The organism is Mycolicibacterium sp. lyk4-40-TYG-92, assembly GCF_030209435.1.
Classification (GTDB): Bacteria; Actinomycetota; Actinomycetes; order Mycobacteriales; family Mycobacteriaceae; genus Mycobacterium.
The window spans coordinates 421,014-437,930 of record NZ_JARVRX010000014.1; the positions used below are offsets into that span (position 1 = coordinate 421,014).

Below are 16,917 nucleotides of genomic sequence, written 5' to 3' on the forward strand. Positions count from 1 at the left end.
CTCACCGGCAGCCCTACAGGAGAAGAGCACCATGCGCGCCATTCAGATCGCCCGGTTGGACGGCCCGTCAGCAGCCGAACTGAACGAGATTCCCGAACCCGACGGCGCCGGCGCCGTGGTGATCGAGGTGCACGCCGCCGGTGTCGCCTTCCCGGATGCGCTGCAGTCCCGCGGTCTTTATCAGCACAAGCCCGAGTTGCCGTACACCCCCGGCGCCGAGCTCGCGGGCGTGGTGCGCAGCGCACCCGAGGGCGCGCACGTGGCGGCCGGAGACCGGGTCGCGGCGCTGACCATGTTGTCCGGCGCGATGGCGGAAGTCGTTGCGCTACCGGCTGATCGGGTGTTCAAGCTGCCGGACACGGTGTCGTTCGAGGCCGGCGCCGGCCTGCTGTTCAACGACCTGACGGTGCACTGCGCGCTGCGTACCCGCGGCCGGCTGACACCGGGTGAGACGGTGCTGGTGCACGGCGCCGCCGGCGGCATCGGCACGTCGACGCTGCGGCTGGCCCCCGCGTTCGGGGCCGCCCGCACCATCGCGGTGGTGAGCTCGCAGGACAAAGCCGAAATCGCCCGCGCCGCCGGCGCTTCCGATGTCGTGCTGGCCGACGGTTTCAAAGACGCGGTGCGTGAGTTGACCGGCGGCCGGGGCGTCGATCTGATCCTCGACCCGGTGGGTGGCGACCGCTTCACCGATTCCCTGCGGACGCTGGCACCGGGCGGCCGGCTGCTGGTGGTGGGATTCACCGGCGGCGATATCCCGACGGTCAAGGTGAACCGGCTGCTGCTCAACAACGTCGACGCGGTGGGTGTCGGTTGGGGTGCGTGGGCCATGACCCACCCGGGTTATCTCGCCGAGCAGTGGGAGGAGCTGGAGCCGCTGCTGGCCTCCGGTGCGGTGGTCCCGCCGGCGCCCGAAGTCTATCCGCTGGAGCGGGCCGCGGACGCCATTGCCTCGCTGGAAAACCGTTCCGCCAAGGGCAAAGTGGTCGTCACGTTGCGCTGACCGGCAGCACCAGCCGGGACTGCCCGCCGTCGCCGTGTGCGACGGTGTGCACCGAGGGCACCATCCGGGTTGCGGTCCCCAGCGGATCGCCGGTGCCAAGATTGCGCGCGAACCGCGGGAAACAGCCGCCGGCCACCAGCAGCCGGATCCGGTGACCGGCCGCGAATCGGTATGCGGTGGCGTCGAGTTCCAGGCGCAGCAGCGCCTCGGGGGCGTCAGCCGTCGTGAGCCTCAGGTAGCCGTCGGTCACGTTGGTCGAATGTCCATCGGGCCCAACGTCACTGATGCGCACGAACACGTCGGCGTGCGGATTGTCGGTGCGATGGTCCAGCTCGACGTAAGGCGCGCCGATGACGTCGAGGTCGGCGGGCAGCACGGGACTGGTGAAGGACAGGACGTCCGATCGCTCGGCCAGCGCGGTGTCGTCGATGTAACCCGACTTGCCGGAAACCAGAAGGCGCCCACCGATACTCGGTGTGGGGTCGGCCGGGTCGTAGACGAACGCGGACGGCGTCCCGCTGTCCGGCGGAGTCTCGGCCAGCGCCGCGCCGGGGTGTAGGTGCCAGACCCGTTCGGCAGTCGGTGGCGGCCACTCCTGCATGTCGAGCCAGTCACCGCCGGCGACGCAGATCCGCACCGGGGCTGCGGCGCGGCGGGATCCGTCGAGCCACAGCACGGATTCCTTGATGGCCTCGGTACCACCGGATCCGTGCGTCCACGGGCCCACCGTGAGTGCCACTTCGACGCCGCGGGCCCGCAGCCGCCGGTACTGCTCGAGGGTCTGGTCCACGAACACGTCCTGCCAGCCGGTGATCAGCAACACCGGGCCGCGCAGGTTGTCGAGTGCGGCCGCCACACCGTTCTCGGCCCAGTACGGCGACGACGGATCCGGCTGTTCGAGCCAGGCGTTGAACCACGGGGTGCGTCCGCCCAGGAGTTCGGCCGCGGCCGGGTCGAGCGGCAAGGTCTCCAGGACCGGCTTGAGGGTTCGCGGCGTCGCCATGCCGCGGAGGATCTGACGGATCCAGCCACCCCGGTGCTGCCACGCGACCTGATAGCTCCAGCCCAGGAAATCGCCGAGCGCGAATGACCCGGTACTCCACACCGAGTGGCCGAAGTCGTGGGGCGCCATGGTGATCACCGAGGTGGTCAGGTCGGCAGGCTGATCGACCAGGAGTGCCAGCTGGGTGAAACCCAGGTAGGACGCCCCGACGGTGGCGAATTCTCCCCCGTACCAAGGCTGTTCGCGCAGCCACTGGACCGTGTCGGCACCGTCGTCGACTTCGTGGCGACCGGGCTCGAACGCACCGTCGGACCCGAAGGTGCCGCGCGTGCTCTGCAACACGACGTGGAAACCCTGCCCCGCGTACAGCCCGGCGAACACCCGGTTGGGCAGGCCGTCACGGCCGTAGGGCCCCCGCATCAACAACGTGCCGGCGGGCTTGCGGGTACGCGGCGCGTAGTGATCGGCCAGCAGGACCGCGCCGTCACGCATCGGCACCGGAAGCGACCGTTCCACCCGGAAGCTCATGGCCCGCGGCAAACCCAGGCGCCGGGTCAGTGCGCGGGCACCGAGCCACGCCAGGGTGTCGCGTCGCACGTCACACTCTCCTCGTCCTGTCGTGGGCCTTGGACCATTTTCCACGGCGGCACCAGATTCACAGCAATTCCGGGCCGGAACTGTGATCTGTTCGACGGAAAGGAAGTGTTGCGCGCCAACGCCTCCGATCAGCTGGACGGGCTAGAAGGCGGCGTTCTCCAGCTCCATGACGTCGGTGTCGAGCGTCTCGATCACCTCACGCACCGAGCTCAGCAACGGCAGCACGTTCTTGGCGAAGAACTTCGCCACCGCCACCTTGCCGGTATAGAAGGCGTGGTCCCGTTCGGTGGCTCCGGCGAGCGCCGCCTGCGCGATCTGAGCGGCGTGAATCAACCGCCAACCGATCATCAGGTCGCCGACCGCGAGCAGGAACCGCACCGAGCCCAGGCCCACCTTGTACAGCTGCTCGGGATCGCCCTGGGCAGCCATGAGGTAACCCGTCAGCGCTGCAGCCATCGCCTGGACGTCTGCCAGAGCCGTTGCCAGCCGGTCGGTTTCGGCCTTCAACTCCGGCCCGGCGCCGTCGATGGTTGCCGTGATCTGGCTCGACACGTGGGCCAGGGCCGCCCCCTGGTCGCGGATGATCTTGCGGAAGAAGAAGTCCAGCGACTGGATGGCCGTCGTGCCCTCATACAGCGCGTCGATGCGGGCGTCGCGGATGTACTGCTCGATCGGATAGTCCTGCAGGAACCCGGACCCGCCGAGGGTCTGCAGCGATTCGGAGAGCATCTCGTAGGCACGCTCGGAACCGACGCCCTTGACGATCGGCAGCAGCAGGTCGTTCACCCGGTGCGCCAGATCGGCGTCGGCGCCCGAAACGAGTTGCGCGACATCGGCGTTCTGGTAGGCCGCGGTGTACAGGTAGACCGAACGGAGGCCTTCGGCGTAGGCCTTCTGCGTCATCAGGCTGCGTCGGACATCAGGGTGTTCGATGATCGCCACGCGCGGCGCGGTCTTGTCGGCCATCTGGGTGAGATCGGCGCCCTGGATGCGTTCCTTGGCGTAGGCCAGCGCGTTGAGGTAGCCCGTGGACAGCGTGCCGGCGGCCTTGACGCCCACCGTCATCCGGGCGTTCTCGATGACCTTGAACATCTGCGCGATGCCGTTGTGCACGCCGCCGACGAGGTAGCCGACGGCGGGCTTTCCGTGGGCGCCGAACGTCAGCTCACAGGTGGGCGAGGACTTGATGCCCATCTTGTGTTCCAGGCCGGTGACGTACACGCCGTTGCGCTCGCCCAACTCGAGGGTCTCGGAGTCGAACAGGTAATTGGGGACGAAGAACAGACTGAGCCCCTTGGTGCCCGGGCCCGCGCCAACGGGGCGGGCCAACACCAGATGGAAGACGTTCTCGGCGGTGTCACCGACGTCGCCGCCGGAAATGAAGCGCTTGACGCCTTCGATGTGCCAGGTGCCGTCGGGCTGTTCGATGGCCTTGGCCCGTCCCGCCCCGACATCGGACCCGGCGTCCGGCTCGGTCAGCACCATGGTGCCCGCCCAGCCCTTGTCCATGGCCGTCCGCGCCCAGTGTTGCTGCTCCTCGGTGCCGACCTCGGCCAGCGTGTGCGCCATCGCCGGCCCCAGGCCGTACAGGAAGGTCGCCGACGGGTTCGCGCTGATGAGCATTTCCTGCGTCGCCCACACCAGCGCCGCCGGTGCCGGCGTCCCACCGGCGCGCTCATCGAGGCCCAGCCGCCACCACTCGGCCTCCTTGACCACCCGCACGGTCTTGGCCAGTTCCTCGGACACCGTGATGCGGTGCTCGTCAGGCAGGAACACCGGCGGGTTGCGGTCGGCTTCGACAAACGTCTCGGCGACAACGCCTTCGGCCAGTTTCGAGACCTCGTCGAGGATCGACCGCGCCGTCTCGGCATCGAGGTCGCCGTAGTCACCCGCATCCAGGGCCGCACCCAGCGGCAGCACTTCGAACAGATTGAATTCGATATCGCGCAAGTTGGCGATGTAGTGGCTCACACACCAAGGATTGGCGGCGACCAGAACGTACGCAACCGTAGGTTGCGCCAACCTACGGTTGCGTAGCCGAAGGGTCCGAGGTCACGCCGTGCCGTGACCTCCGTCACACGAGGGCTGACGTGGAGTTGTGCACGATTCTTCGCGGTCAGCGCGGACAATCGTGCACAAATCGCGAGCCGACTACAGCTGGACGACGACGCTCTTGTTCTTGAGATAGGCCTCGAGCCCCTCCCGGCCGAACTCCTGGCCCCAGCCGGACTGTTTGTAACCGCCGAAGGGCAGGTCGTGGTCAAAGACCAACTGGCAGTTAACCTGAACGCTGCCGGCCTGCAGGCGCTTGACGATGCGGTGCGCCCGGCTGACGTTGGTGGTCCACGCGGTCGCCGCCAGTCCGTAGCTGGTGTCGTTGGCCATGGCGACGGCCTCGTCCTCGGTGTCGAACGGCAGGATGCTGACCACCGGCCCGAAGATCTCCTGCCGGTAGAGGCGCATGCCGGGGTCGACGTTGGTCAGCACGGTCGGGTGCACGAAGAAGCCCTTGCGGTCCAGCCGGTAGCCGCCGGCGACGATCTCGACGCCGTCGCTACGGCCTTCGTCGATGAAGCCGAGGACCCGGTTGAGTTGTTTGGCGCTGATCAGCGGGCCGCTCATCACGCCCTCTTCATCGGGCCCGCCGTACTTCATGAAGTTGGCGACGTTGGCAATACCCTCGACCACCTGGTCGTAGACGCCGCGCTGCACGAAAATCCTTGAGCCGCAGACACATCCCTGGCCGGAGTGGATGAAGATGCCCATGGCCGCGCCGAAGATGGCCTTGTCCAGGTCGGCGTCGTCGAAGATCAGCACCGGCGACTTGCCGCCGAGTTCCAGCATGACCTTCTTCAGGTTGCCCGCCGAGGCCTTGACGATCTCCTTGCCGACTTCGGTCGAGCCGGTGAAGGCGACCTTCTCGACGTCGGGATGCGCGGTGATGGCAGCACCCGCGGTGTGGCCGTACCCGGTGATCAGGTTGACGACGCCTTCGGGCACGCCGGCCTCGTGGATCAGCCGGTCCAGCAGCAGCGCCGAAAGTGGTGTCTCCTCAGCCGGTTTCACCAGACTGCTGCAGCCCGCGGCCAGCGCCGGGGCGATCTTGGCGCAGGCGTTGAAGATGGGGCCGTTCCACGGGAAGATCAGGCCGACGACGCCGTAGGGCTCACGCAGCGTGTAACCGTGCTGGTCGACGTAGGCATCCGAGGCGATGCCGCTGGTGCGGATGTCGTAGGCGGTGCCGTTGATCTTGGAACACCAGCCGGCGTAGTAGCGGAAGAACTCGGCGCAGGTCGGGACGACGAGCTCGGACTGCATCTTCATCATGCCGGTGTTGGCGGAGTCGATGGCCGCGAACTCAGCGGCGTGCTCGTCGATCAGGTCGGCGATGCGCCAGAGGATCTTGGCGCGTTCCCGGCCGGGCAGGCCGGACCAGACACCGGCCTCGAAGGACGACTTGGCACGGGCGACGGCCTCGTCGACGAACTCGGGGCCGCAATCGGTGAATTCGCCGATCTGCTCCTCGCTCACCGGATCGATGATCGGGATGAGCTCGCCCGTACCCGGGCGTTTCTGGATGTCCTCCAAGACCGACTGCAGCGTCATCGCGTGCCTCTCATCGTCAGCGAGCGCGCGTCCCGGGGCGGACGCGCAACAAATGCTGTGCAGTTGCTTAGCATTGCCGTCGTCGGGTCGTCAAGAGTGGCCCGTGTCGGCGCTTTGTCTGGGAAGATCGGGAACGTGTCCGCCGAGCACAACTACACCTCCCCTGACCTGGCACGCAGCGCTCTGGTGCTGATCGACGTGCAGAACGACTTCATCTCCGGGGCGGCACCCGTTCACGGCACTGCCGAACTGCTTCCCACGATGGCGCGGCTACTCAGGGCGTTCCGCGCCGCGCACCGGCCGATCGTGCACGTGATCCGGATGTACGTTCCCGGCGGTAGCGACGCCGACCCACCCCGACGCGCCGCGGTCGAGGCCGGTCAGCAGATCGCCGCACCACACACCGACGGCGCAGCCATCCCTCACTTCCTGCTGTCACACCCGCTCGACTACGACTCGCTACTGGCCGGCGGTATCCAACGCGCCGACCCGAACGAGGTCGTCATGTTCAAACCACGCTGGTCGGCGTTCTATCGCACCGCACTGGAAGAGCATCTGCGCGACCTCGCGGTGAACACCGTCGTGGTGGCCGGCTGCAACCTGCCGAACTGCCCCCGCGCCACCCTGTTCGACGCCTCCGAGCGGGACTTCCGCGCCGCGCTGGTCACCGACGCCACCTCCCAGGTGACGCCCGAGCGGCTCGCCGACCTGGCGCTCATCGGCATCGAGACACTGACCACCGCGGACATCGAGCAGTTCTTCGAGGGCACTGCAACCCCACAGGAACCGCAGTGAAGAATTCACGGGGTGAGATCGCACAGTAAGACGCGCCCCTGACCGCCCTCGCGATCACCGCGGTGCTGCTGGCCGGCATCGCCGCGGGAGTGATCAACGCCGTGGTCGGCTCCGGCAGCCTGATCACCTTCCCGGTCCTGATGGCCGTCGGTTACCCACCGCTGGTCGCCAACATGTCCAACTCCGTGGGACTGGTGCCGGGCAACTTCACCGGCGCCTACGGCTACCGGCACGAGCTCGGCGGCCAGGGTGCCCGCATCCTCCGGCTCGGCGTGGTCTCGCTGGCCGGGGCGATAGTCGGTGCGGTACTGCTCCTCAAGCTGCCGCCCGGCGCATTCACCGCGGTCGTGCCGTGGCTGATCCTGCTGGCCGGCGTCCTGGTGCTGGTGCAGCCCCTGCTGCGCCGCGCGCTGGATTCGCGGCGCGGCGCGCCGCGGTCCACCGACCATGCCGCCCCGCTGTACGCGGGCGTGTTCGGGTGCGCCGTGTACGGCGGCTATTTCGGTGCGGCGCAAGGCATCATCATGATGGCCCTGTTCGGGTTGTTCGTCTCCGAAGATCTGCAGCGCCTCAACGGCGTCAAGAACATCTCTGTGGGACTGGTCAATTCAGTTGCCGCCATCATCTTCATCGTCGTCGGCCAGGTGGCCTGGCTGCCGGTCCTGCTGCTGGCCGTCGGCTCGACAATCGGTGGCTACATCGGGGCGCGGATCGGACGCCGCTTGCCCCCCAACGCCTTACGCGCCTGCATCGTCGTGGTCAGCATCGTCGCGTTCACCGTCATGATGCTGAGGTAGCGGGAAACAGCCGCCGAATTCGGCACTGCTAACACGCAATAACGGACTTTTGGTATGTCACGATTCGAACGCGCCGGGCGCAGCTAACGCGCGGACGGGGTTCCGCTGTGTCAGCATGGACCGGTGAGGCCAAGCAAAAGCAGAAGCCGAATCAGCAGTCTCGCGACAGCCGCAGTCCTGGTGGCACCACCAGGACTGATGTCCGCGGCGCTACTACCGGCAGCACATGCGGCCGACTGCCCCGACGCCCAGGTCATCTTCGCCCGCGGTACCGACGAAGCACCCGGGCCCGGCGGGGTGGGAACGGCGTTCATCAATTCGTTGCGCACCGCCATCAGCCCCAAAACCCTTGACGTGTATGCGGTCGATTATCCGGCGACCACCGACTTCCCCACCGCCGTCGACGGAATCCGTGACGCCCGTAGGCAGATCGTGACCACCGCTGCGGCCTGCCCACGAACCAAGATGGTGCTCGGCGGGTTCTCCCAGGGTGCCGCTGTTGCGGGCTTCGTCACGGCGGGCACCATTCCCGACGGAGTCTCCGCCGCAGAGGTGCCGGCTCCCATGCCCCCGGACGTCGCGGATCACGTTGCGGCCGTTGCCTTGTTCGGCAAACCCTCCCCACGGTTCATGCGCGCCATCGGCTCCCCCTCCGTCACGGTCGGCCCGGTGTACCAGCCCAAGACCACCGACATCTGCGCCCCCAACGACCTGGTGTGCGACGCGCACGGCTCGAGCTTCGACGCCCACAACAGTTACGTGGACAGCGGATTGGTCACCCAGGGCGTCAACTTCGCGGTGAGCCAACTGCAGGCAGGGTGGGCGGCCGACGCACTGGCCGGACCCGCACCGTGGTCATCGACGACAGTGCAGGCCGCCGATCAGGCCGGGCGCGGTCAGTCGACGCCCGCCGGCACCCCTGCGAACACCGCGGCGCCGGCCCACATGCCGGCAAGCGCGCCGTGGCTCCCGGGACCGGAGCAGCCGGCATCGGCACCGGAAGCAGCACCAGCCCCGTAGCCGTTACCGGAACTGCACGCCCCGGCGCCGCACCCACCAGTGGGCGAACAGCGTCCCGGCGATCCACACGACGATCGCGATACCAAGATGCACAGCACTTTTGGTGTCGCGGCCGAGGACGGGCCCGACGACGTGCGCGAGGGCGGTCGGTAGCCGCCGCCACAGTTCACGGTGTTCGACGCCGCCGATCGGGTCGGCCACGAAATACAGGGCGTACGGCAACGCCAGCGACGACAACCAGAACGCGATACGGCGCCGGTCATGGCGCTGGCTCCACCTCTGCACCAGCGGAACTTCGGCCACCGGCAGCAGTACCGACACCGCGTTGCCCACGCCCAGCCAGGACACGATCGGCACCGCGACATTCGGGATCGTCACGCCGAGCCGGGCCGGGGTTTCCAACCAGACGGTGAGCACCGCGGCGACGGTCAGCGTCGGAACTCCGATGAGAATCAGCAGTGCCAGGTTCTTCTGCAGCAATATCCGCCACGGCGCCACCGATTCGGCCAGCCTGCGCTGGACCCGATCATGGTCGGCGCCAAGCACATTGGTGGTCGTCGTGTCGGCGAGCACGAATGACGAGAAGTACGTGCCGACCAGGATCACCCAGTCCTGGTGATGCCGTCCCCCGGAGGTCAACGGCTGCACGGCGAGCCAGAGCAGGGCGAGCACGATGTTGGCTGCCACGCCCAGCAGCCAACTGCGCGGCGGCGTGAAGGCCCACCGCACTTCCGACCACACTGCGGGCAACATCGTCCATCTCCACCGTCAACGCCCCGTCCGCCGCGGAGTGCGTGCGACGATACCGGCACCACACGTTGCGGTTCCTGTGAGCGCAGTGCCGCCGACACAGATCCGAATGGGAGCGCATGGCGGAACCGCACGGCACCGATCCCAGTGCCCACATTCAGCTGATCGTCGACCTGCTGGCCCGATCACTGAATCGCGCGGTGCTGCTGGACGACACGGCGATGACGCCGATGACCTTCAGCCGGCAGCTGGGGACCGTCGACGACGTGCGGATGCACAGCCTCCTCGAGCGCGCGACGAAACCCGAAGTCATAGCCGAGCTTCAGGCCTTAGGCATCGACGACGCCGACCCGGGCGTCGCGATCCCGCCGCTGCCCCGGTACGGCATGGTGGCGCGGTACTGCGTGCCGGTGCGGTCGGCCGCCGCCCACTTCGGCTACTTGTGGGTGATCGACCCGCAGCAGTCACTGAGCGCGGCCGAGCGTGCCCTGGCAGACCAGGCCGGTGCCGATCTGGTGGCGATCCTCGACCGGCGCCAGACCACCGAGCGTGCCGTCGAATCCGCGCGGCAGGTTCTGCTGACCCGGCTGTTGTCAGCCGGTGTCGACGAGCCCCTCGACGTGGTGCTGCGTGAGCTCGGTGCCCACGACATGGCGCAGCCGGACAGCCTGCTCACCGTCTTCGCGTTCGTCCCGTCCGGGGACGCCGCGGAGACCGAGCAGCGCCTCATCGCACTGCGACTGCGGCTGTCCGCCGTCGAACGGACGCACAACTGGTTCGTCCTGCCGGGCAATCCCGTGAGCGTCTTCGCCTTCTGCCCCGCACACGTGCGGGTCCCGCCCCAGCGACTCACCGAGACCGTGACCTCGTCGATCCAGGCCGTCTTCGACGATGCGCCGGCCATCGGATGGTCCGGTACCCGGCTGCCCCTGACCCAGGCCGCCCGGGCATTTCGGGACGCCCGGCTGGCCTGCGCCCTGGCTGCCGCTGGCGCCGGTCCGGGCGGGGCGGCGCTGGACTGGACCGCCGCCGGGTCGTGGCGGGCGGTCGCGCTGCTCGCCGACAGCCTCGCGGACACTCCCCACGAACTCGACGCGCTGGTTCATCCGGGCATCACCGGGCTCTTGGCCGAGGGACGCGACGACCTGATCCAGACGCTCGAGGCCTATCTGTCCTCCGGCGGTGACGCCCGGCGCGCCGCCGACACCATGCACCTGCATCGCTCGACGCTGTACTACCGCCTGGAGAAGATCACCCAGGCCCTCGGTGACGACGTCACCGACCTCACCGACGGCGAGGCCCGGTTCGATCTCATGCTCAGCATTCGGCTGGCCCGGCTGCGCCGGCCCTGACATACCGGGCCGGGCCGCGGCCGTCCGACTCCTGTCGGAAAAACGGCCGGATGTTGCGACAAGCTCGCACCCGTTCGGCCCACGCGTGCCGTATCGATCGGCTTAGTATTCGCACACGCCAAAACGTGGTGCAGCTCACATCGTCTGTTGGGCGTGGGCTGAAAACGCCCTGACAAACGCCGTCAGGGCAGCGCGAAGGAGACGACGTGAGCGGGACACCCACCCTGAACAAGGCGCTGAGTCAGCGCCAGCTGTCAATGATCGCGATCGGCGGCGTGATCGGCGCCGGCCTGTTCGTCGGCTCAGGTGTCGTCATCAAAGACACCGGGCCGGGCACGTTCATCACCTATGCGCTCGCCGGCCTGCTGATCATCATGGTGATGCGCATGCTCGCCGAAATGGCGGTGGCCAACCCCTCGACAGGTTCGTTCGCCGACTACGCCCGCAATGCCCTGGGTAATTGGGCCGGCTTTTCGATCGGCTGGCTGTACTGGTACTTCTGGGTGATCGTGGTCGGCTTCGAGGCGATCGCCGGAGCGAAGATCATCAAGTATTGGCTGCCGGGGGCGCCCATCTGGCTGACAGCGCTACTGCTGTTGATCGCGATGACGGCGACGAACCTGTTCTCGGTGTCATCGTTCGGCGAGTTCGAGTTCTGGTTCGCCAGCATCAAGGTTGCGGCCATCGTCGTGTTCATCGGCCTCGGCTCGTGTTTCGTGCTCGGTCTGTGGCCGCACAAGTCGATGGATTTCTCGAACCTCACCGCCCACGGCGGGTTCTTCCCGCTGGGCTCGTCCGCGGTCACCGTCGGTGTCGTCACCGTGATCTTCTCGATGGTGGGCGCCGAGATCGCGACCATCGCCGCCGCTGAATCCACGGACCCCGAACGTGCGGTCGCCAAGGCCGCCAACTCGGTCATCATGCGCATCGCGATCTTCTTCGTCGGCTCGGCGTTCCTGCTGGTGACCATCCTGCCGTGGAACGGCAAGCAGCTCGCCGCGTCGCCGTTCGTGTCGGCCTTCACCGCGATGGGTATCCCCTACGCCGACCACATCATGAACGCGGTCGTCCTCACAGCCGTGCTGAGCTGTCTGAACTCGGGCATGTACACCGCTTCGCGCATGCTGTTCGTGCTGGCCGCCCGCCGAGAGGCGCCTGCCCAGCTCGTCTCCGTGACCCGCCGCGGAGTTCCCGCCGCCGCCATCCTCACGTCGTCGGTCATCGGATTCCTGGGTGTCATCGCCTCGGCCTTCTCACCCGATTTCATCTTCAAGTTCCTGCTGGATTCCAGCGGTGCGGTCATCCTCTTCGTCTACCTGCTGATCGCGATTTCCCAGATCGTGCTCCGGTACCGCGACGGTGGCCACAAGCTCAAAGTCAAGATGTGGCTCTTCCCCGTATTGTCCATCGTCACGGCCTTGGCGATGACCGCGATCCTGGTGCAGATGTTCGTCCAGGGCGGCGACAACCGGCGGGCCCTGACGCTGAGCCTGTTGTCCTGGGCTGTGGTGATCGGGCTGTTCTTCGCCAACCGCTGGTTCAACTCCCGTCGGCCGGTGCCGGAGCCCGTCACCGCGACCGAGCGGCCGCACCGAGTGCTGGTGCTGGCCAACGAAACCGTCGGCTCCGTCGAGCTGCTGGACGAACTGCGCGCCATCGGTGCCGACAATGCGACGACCTATCACGTCGTCGTGCCGGTGAGCCCGATCGAGACCGGCGCCGCCGCCTCACACAGCCCCCTCGATGTCTGGGAAGCCACCAAAGTCCTTGCCCAGCAACGCCTCGACCAGACGCTGGCCGCGCTGCACTCGGCGAACCTGGAAGCCGACGGTGAACTGGGTGACTACCGCCCGCTGCGCGCCCTGGCAGCCGCCGTCGCCGAATTCGATCCGGACCAGATCGTCATCGCGACGGAGCCGCCGGAGCAGTCGATCTGGCACCGCTTCGACGTGGTCGACCGCGCCCGTTCCGACTACCACATCCCGGTGACCAACGTGATCGCGATGGCACCCTCCGAGGAGCCTGTCGCGTGACGATCATCGCCGGGTTCAGCGCGTCCCGGCAAGGCAGCGCACCGATCAACCTCGCCGTGCAGATCGCCCGGACCACCGGCGAGAAGGTCATCGCGGCGGCGGTTCTCGAACGCTCGTGGCCACCGCGCAACGACCCGGTCGAGGACGAGTACCTGCGGCACGTGAAGGCGCAGACGGCCCAGTCCTTACAGGCTGTCGTCGACGGCCTGCCCGGGCGCCCGGACGTCCCGACGCTGGTGCACGAATCCGGTTCCATCCCAACAGGTCTGCTCGAGCTGGCCCAGGAGTTTCAGGCCCGGGCCGTGGTGCTCGGGTCGTCGTCGTCCGGACTGCTGGGACGGGTGGCGCTCGGCAGCGTGACAGAGCGGTTGGTACACACCGCGCAGGTGCCGGTGGCGATCGCGCCGCGCGGATATGCCTTCAGCCACGAGCCGATCCGTCGGCTCACGGCGGCCTACGGCGGTGAAGCCGACACCAACGGTTTGATCCGGGCGGCCGCGGAGCTGTCCCAGGCCTGGAATGCCCGGCTGCGGATCGTGGCGTTCACCGTGCGCCCCGCGTGGGCGTTCGGTGGGCCCTCACTCGAGGTGGGTGCCGAGGACATGGTGGTCGCGCAGTGGTCGAAGCGCACGGCCGACGAAGTCACCAAGCAGCTCAACAAGGTTCGTGAAAACCTGGCGGTACCCGACGTGGACTTGGTCGTCAGCAGCGGGCGGGATTGGCAGCAGGCCGTGGAGAACACGGGCTGGGCATCAGGTGACGTGCTGCTGCTCGGATCGGGCGCGGCCGGACAGTCGGCGCGGGTGTTCCTCGGCTCGGCAGCGGCGAAGATTCTGCGTCATTCACCGGTCCCGGTGATGATCATGCCCCGCGCCTGAGCCTCCTGCGCCGAAAGGCCAATTGCTGCACGCTGTCGTGAATTTGCGTGTCGCAACTGGCCTTTCGGCGTTTGCCGCTAGCTCTTGCCGTAGGGGGCCGCCTTGACGACCGGGCTGGCCGAAGGGGTCACCGGCACGGTCGGCGGGGCCGTGGAGGTCGTGGTGGCGCCGCCGTCGATCCGCGGGGCCAGTGGCTGCTGCTGCTCGGCGGCTGCCACCGCGGCGGCACCCATCGCCACTACAGCAGTGGCGCCGACTACGGCTGCGATGCGACGGACCATGGCGGCGTTGTACAGACGTGCAGAAGACATCAATTTCCTCAATGTGTTTGTTGCTGTGCTGGATTGGCGCGCGCGGCCACCAGCCACTGCACCGCCGATCGCCTTGTCCGCAGTCTGCGCAACGCGGAGCGTGAGTGGCTCGGGCCAACAACAAGCAATCGGTTGACGGGAAATCTGCCGTGAAGCGCCCGCGGCGTCAACACCCAGCCGAAATGTTGAGCAGACTGCTCAGAGTGTGACGTGGCACACTGTGATCCACGCAACATTCTGACCGGTTACGCACCAGTACAGCGTTCGACCCGGAAGGTGTCGCCGATGGCGATCCGGGGTAAGGACCGACGGTGCGACACAGACACCGGGCAGGTTTGCCATGAGGCTGCGCCATAGCGACATCACGTCGCCCGGGATCACGCGGAGACGGCGCGGCAACGGCTTCTCCTACTACGACGCCGCCGGGGCGCCTGTCACCAACGAAGAGACGTTGCAACGGATTCGGGACCTCGTGATACCGCCGGCGTGGCGAAAAGTCTGGATCAGCCCCCACCGCAACGGGCATATCCAGGCGGTGGGCACCGACGTCGCCGGGCGCCGGCAGTATCTCTATCACGCCGTGTGGCAACAGGAACGCACCGAGGAGAAGTTCGACCGCGTACTCCAGCTCTCCACGGCACTGCCCGAGTGGCGTGACCGGATCGCCGCCGACCTCACCGGCCGCGGACTGCACCGCGAGCGCGTGCTCGCACTCGCCCTGCATCTGATCGACCTCGGGTACTTCCGCGCCGGCGGCGAGGAGTACGCCCAGGACAATGATTCGTGCGGGCTGGCCACGCTGCGCTGCGAACACGTCGAGGTGCGCAGCGGCACAGTGATATTCGACTATCCCGCAAAAAGCGGCGTGCAGCGTCACCTGGAACTGGCAGACCGCCAAGTGGTCCGGGCAGTCCGGGCACTACGCCGCGGACGCGGCCCGACCGAGCGGTTCTTGTACTGCCGCAGCGGTTCGGAGTGCGTGGAGCTGCATGCCGACGACCTGAATGCCCGATTCAAAGAGCTCGTCGGCGACGAGTACAGCGTCAAGGACCTGAGGACGTGGCATGGCACGGTGCTGGCCGCCGCGGCCTTCGCCGCCGCCGCGCCGGCGGAAACGAAGACAGCCATCCGTCGTGCCCGGACTGCGGTCTTTCGCGAGGTCGCCGAAGAACTCGGCAACACCCCTGCGGTGGCACGTAGTTCGTACGTCGACCCGAGAGTGGTCTCGGCGTACGAACGAGGCCTGACGATTTCCGCGGCCGTCAAGCGCGCAGAGAAGCAGCGGAACGACGCCGCAGTTCAGGAGATCCTGGAAAGGGCCACCAGAAAACTCATCCGACGGGTGGCGAGAACATCAGGCACCTGAGTGCTGGAGCCTGGTCTGCAGGGACGTGTCGATCATCGGCGGGCTCAAGATGTGATCGAGCACCGTGGTCGCGCAGCCGATGATGCCGACGCGCTCTTGAAGCACCGACGGGACGACCTGCAGCGTACGGGTGGCAAGCGTGCTGGCGTTGCCGTACAAGGTCTCTCGCAGACCCGCAACGAACACGTCGTAGGCGCCGACCATGTCACCGGCCACGACCAACACGGCGGGGTTGATCAGGTTGACCGCAGCCGCCAGCACTTCGCCAACATGGCGGCCACTGTCACGAATCTTGCTGCGGGCCTTCGCATCTCCACTCTGCGCCAACGCCACGACGTCACGCAGATGACCCACGCCGTACCCATCCCGGCGCAGATCGCGCACGATCGCCCAGCCGCCGGCGACCGCCTCTACACAACCCGTGTCACCGCAACGGCACGAAATACCGGCAGCGGCAGCGATCTTGCTGTGCCCGAAGTCCCCGGCGGCCTGCACCGCGCCACGCCGGAGCCGGCCACCCATCACGATGCCGGCGCCCAGTCCGGTGGACGCTTTGACGACCAGCATGTCCTGCACATCGGCAAATCCGAACCGGCGTTCGGCCAGCGCGATCACATTGGCGTCGTTGTCCATGACCACCGGCGCATCGGTGAGGTGCTGGAAGTACGGCGCCAATGGCACGCCGTCCCAACCGCTCATGTTCGGCGAATCCAAGCTCGCTCCGAGGTGCCGATCGACCGTGCCCGGCAGACTGAGACCGATACCGAAGATACGGTCGCCGCGGCGCCGGGAATCGTCGAGCAGCTCACCGAGCCGCTTCACCAGATCGGGCATCAGATCGTCCGGGCCCATACCCGGCTCCTGATCGATGTCGGCGGTAGCGAGGATGCCACCGGCGAGATTGCACAGTGCCAGCTGGGTACGGCTGCGCCCGATGGCCACGGCGAAGACGATGCCGGCATCGACGTTGAACATGAGCTGCGCGGCCGGGCGTCCGCCCGTCGACGCCGCGTGCTCGGGCTCGATCACCAGATTGTCGGCTTCCAGCGCGGCGATGCGCGCGGTCACCGCGGTGCGGGACAGGCCGGTGATTCGGCCGATCTCACTACGGGTAATGGCCCCGTGATCCCTGATCACGGCGAACACCTCGCCGGCAGTAGGTGACACCGACGTGCCGCTGAGCGCCATGGCTGCCATTGAAGCAAGGCGGCATGTGCCGGCGCAAGCGTAAGTCAGGGTTGGTTAGGTATTTGAAATACATAATGGGGTTGCGGAAAAACGCAACGGGTGTATGGTTCGTCCTGAAACGATCAAGCGAGGAGCATCAGCAGTGACTATTCGGATCGGCGTCAACGGTTTCGGGCGTATCGGGCGTAATTTTTTCCGGGCTTTGGATGCGCAGAAAG

At 67.3% G+C, this 16,917-nt stretch carries 14 protein-coding genes; 8 read left to right on the forward strand and 6 right to left on the reverse strand.

Annotation, left to right across the window (positions count from 1 at the left end; all coding sequences use genetic code 11):
• The first annotated feature begins 31 nt into the window (after positions 1-31).
• The gene (locus tag QRN63_RS21905; RefSeq protein WP_267316256.1) at positions 32-1,003 is read left to right on the forward strand and encodes an NADPH:quinone oxidoreductase family protein; all 972 of its coding nucleotides are present in this window, start codon (positions 32-34) and stop codon (positions 1,001-1,003) included.
• Here the strand turns inward: QRN63_RS21905 and QRN63_RS21910 are convergent.
• From QRN63_RS21910 to QRN63_RS21920, 3 genes are all read right to left on the reverse strand, one after another.
• Positions 990-2,534: a CocE/NonD family hydrolase gene (locus QRN63_RS21910; protein WP_410506028.1), complete on the reverse strand. Its 1,545-nt coding sequence runs from the start codon at positions 2,532-2,534 to the stop codon at positions 990-992. The two genes, QRN63_RS21905 and QRN63_RS21910, sit on opposite strands and share 14 nt — an antisense overlap.
• Positions 2,535-2,744: 210 nt before the next feature.
• Complete coding sequence (locus QRN63_RS21915; protein WP_267316254.1) at positions 2,745-4,574, reverse strand: acyl-CoA dehydrogenase; 1,830 nt, start codon at positions 4,572-4,574, stop codon at positions 2,745-2,747.
• Positions 4,575-4,754: 180 nt separating this feature from the next.
• Positions 4,755-6,209, reverse strand: a complete 1,455-nt coding sequence (locus QRN63_RS21920; protein WP_285032679.1) for an aldehyde dehydrogenase family protein — start codon at positions 6,207-6,209, stop codon at positions 4,755-4,757.
• 135 nt (positions 6,210-6,344) lie between these two features.
• Here QRN63_RS21920 and QRN63_RS21925 point away from each other — a divergent pair, with 135 nt between their 5' ends.
• From QRN63_RS21925 to QRN63_RS21935, 3 genes are all read left to right on the forward strand, one after another.
• Positions 6,345-7,004: a cysteine hydrolase family protein gene (locus QRN63_RS21925; protein WP_285032680.1), complete on the forward strand. Its 660-nt coding sequence runs from the start codon at positions 6,345-6,347 to the stop codon at positions 7,002-7,004.
• 62 nt (positions 7,005-7,066) lie between these two features.
• Complete coding sequence (locus QRN63_RS21930; protein WP_502888169.1) at positions 7,067-7,801, forward strand: sulfite exporter TauE/SafE family protein; 735 nt, start codon at positions 7,067-7,069, stop codon at positions 7,799-7,801.
• Positions 7,802-7,981: 180 nt separating this feature from the next.
• Complete coding sequence (locus QRN63_RS21935) at positions 7,982-8,821, forward strand: cutinase family protein (protein ID WP_323848779.1); 840 nt, start codon at positions 7,982-7,984, stop codon at positions 8,819-8,821.
• Between the two features lie 3 nt (positions 8,822-8,824).
• On the opposite strand, the gene QRN63_RS21940 is transcribed toward QRN63_RS21935, so the two are convergent.
• Positions 8,825-9,574: a hypothetical protein gene (locus QRN63_RS21940; RefSeq protein ID WP_267316251.1), complete on the reverse strand. Its 750-nt coding sequence runs from the start codon at positions 9,572-9,574 to the stop codon at positions 8,825-8,827.
• Between the two features lie 116 nt (positions 9,575-9,690).
• Between QRN63_RS21940 and QRN63_RS21945 the strand changes: the two genes are divergently transcribed.
• From QRN63_RS21945 to QRN63_RS21955, 3 genes are all read left to right on the forward strand, one after another.
• The gene (locus tag QRN63_RS21945; protein ID WP_285032681.1) at positions 9,691-10,923 is read left to right on the forward strand and encodes a PucR family transcriptional regulator; all 1,233 of its coding nucleotides are present in this window, start codon (positions 9,691-9,693) and stop codon (positions 10,921-10,923) included.
• Between the two features lie 206 nt (positions 10,924-11,129).
• Positions 11,130-12,956: an amino acid permease gene (locus tag QRN63_RS21950; RefSeq protein WP_285032682.1), complete on the forward strand. Its 1,827-nt coding sequence runs from the start codon at positions 11,130-11,132 to the stop codon at positions 12,954-12,956.
• Positions 12,953-13,834: a universal stress protein gene (locus QRN63_RS21955; RefSeq protein ID WP_285032683.1), complete on the forward strand. Its 882-nt coding sequence runs from the start codon at positions 12,953-12,955 to the stop codon at positions 13,832-13,834. Before QRN63_RS21950 ends, QRN63_RS21955 begins: the two co-directional genes overlap by 4 nt.
• A gap of 77 nt (positions 13,835-13,911) precedes the next feature.
• Here QRN63_RS21955 and QRN63_RS21960 read toward each other — a convergent pair whose 3' ends face one another.
• The gene (locus QRN63_RS21960) at positions 13,912-14,145 is read right to left on the reverse strand and encodes a hypothetical protein (protein WP_267316247.1); all 234 of its coding nucleotides are present in this window, start codon (positions 14,143-14,145) and stop codon (positions 13,912-13,914) included.
• A 340-nt stretch (positions 14,146-14,485) separates the two neighbouring features.
• Here QRN63_RS21960 and QRN63_RS21965 point away from each other — a divergent pair, with 340 nt between their 5' ends.
• The gene (locus tag QRN63_RS21965) at positions 14,486-15,511 is read left to right on the forward strand and encodes a DNA topoisomerase IB (RefSeq protein ID WP_285032684.1); all 1,026 of its coding nucleotides are present in this window, start codon (positions 14,486-14,488) and stop codon (positions 15,509-15,511) included.
• Here QRN63_RS21965 and QRN63_RS21970 read toward each other — a convergent pair.
• A complete protein-coding gene (locus tag QRN63_RS21970; protein WP_267316245.1) occupies positions 15,500-16,699 on the reverse strand; it encodes an ROK family transcriptional regulator in 1,200 nt (399 codons plus the stop codon). The two genes, QRN63_RS21965 and QRN63_RS21970, sit on opposite strands and share 12 nt — an antisense overlap.
• Positions 16,700-16,917: the final 218 nt, after the last annotated feature.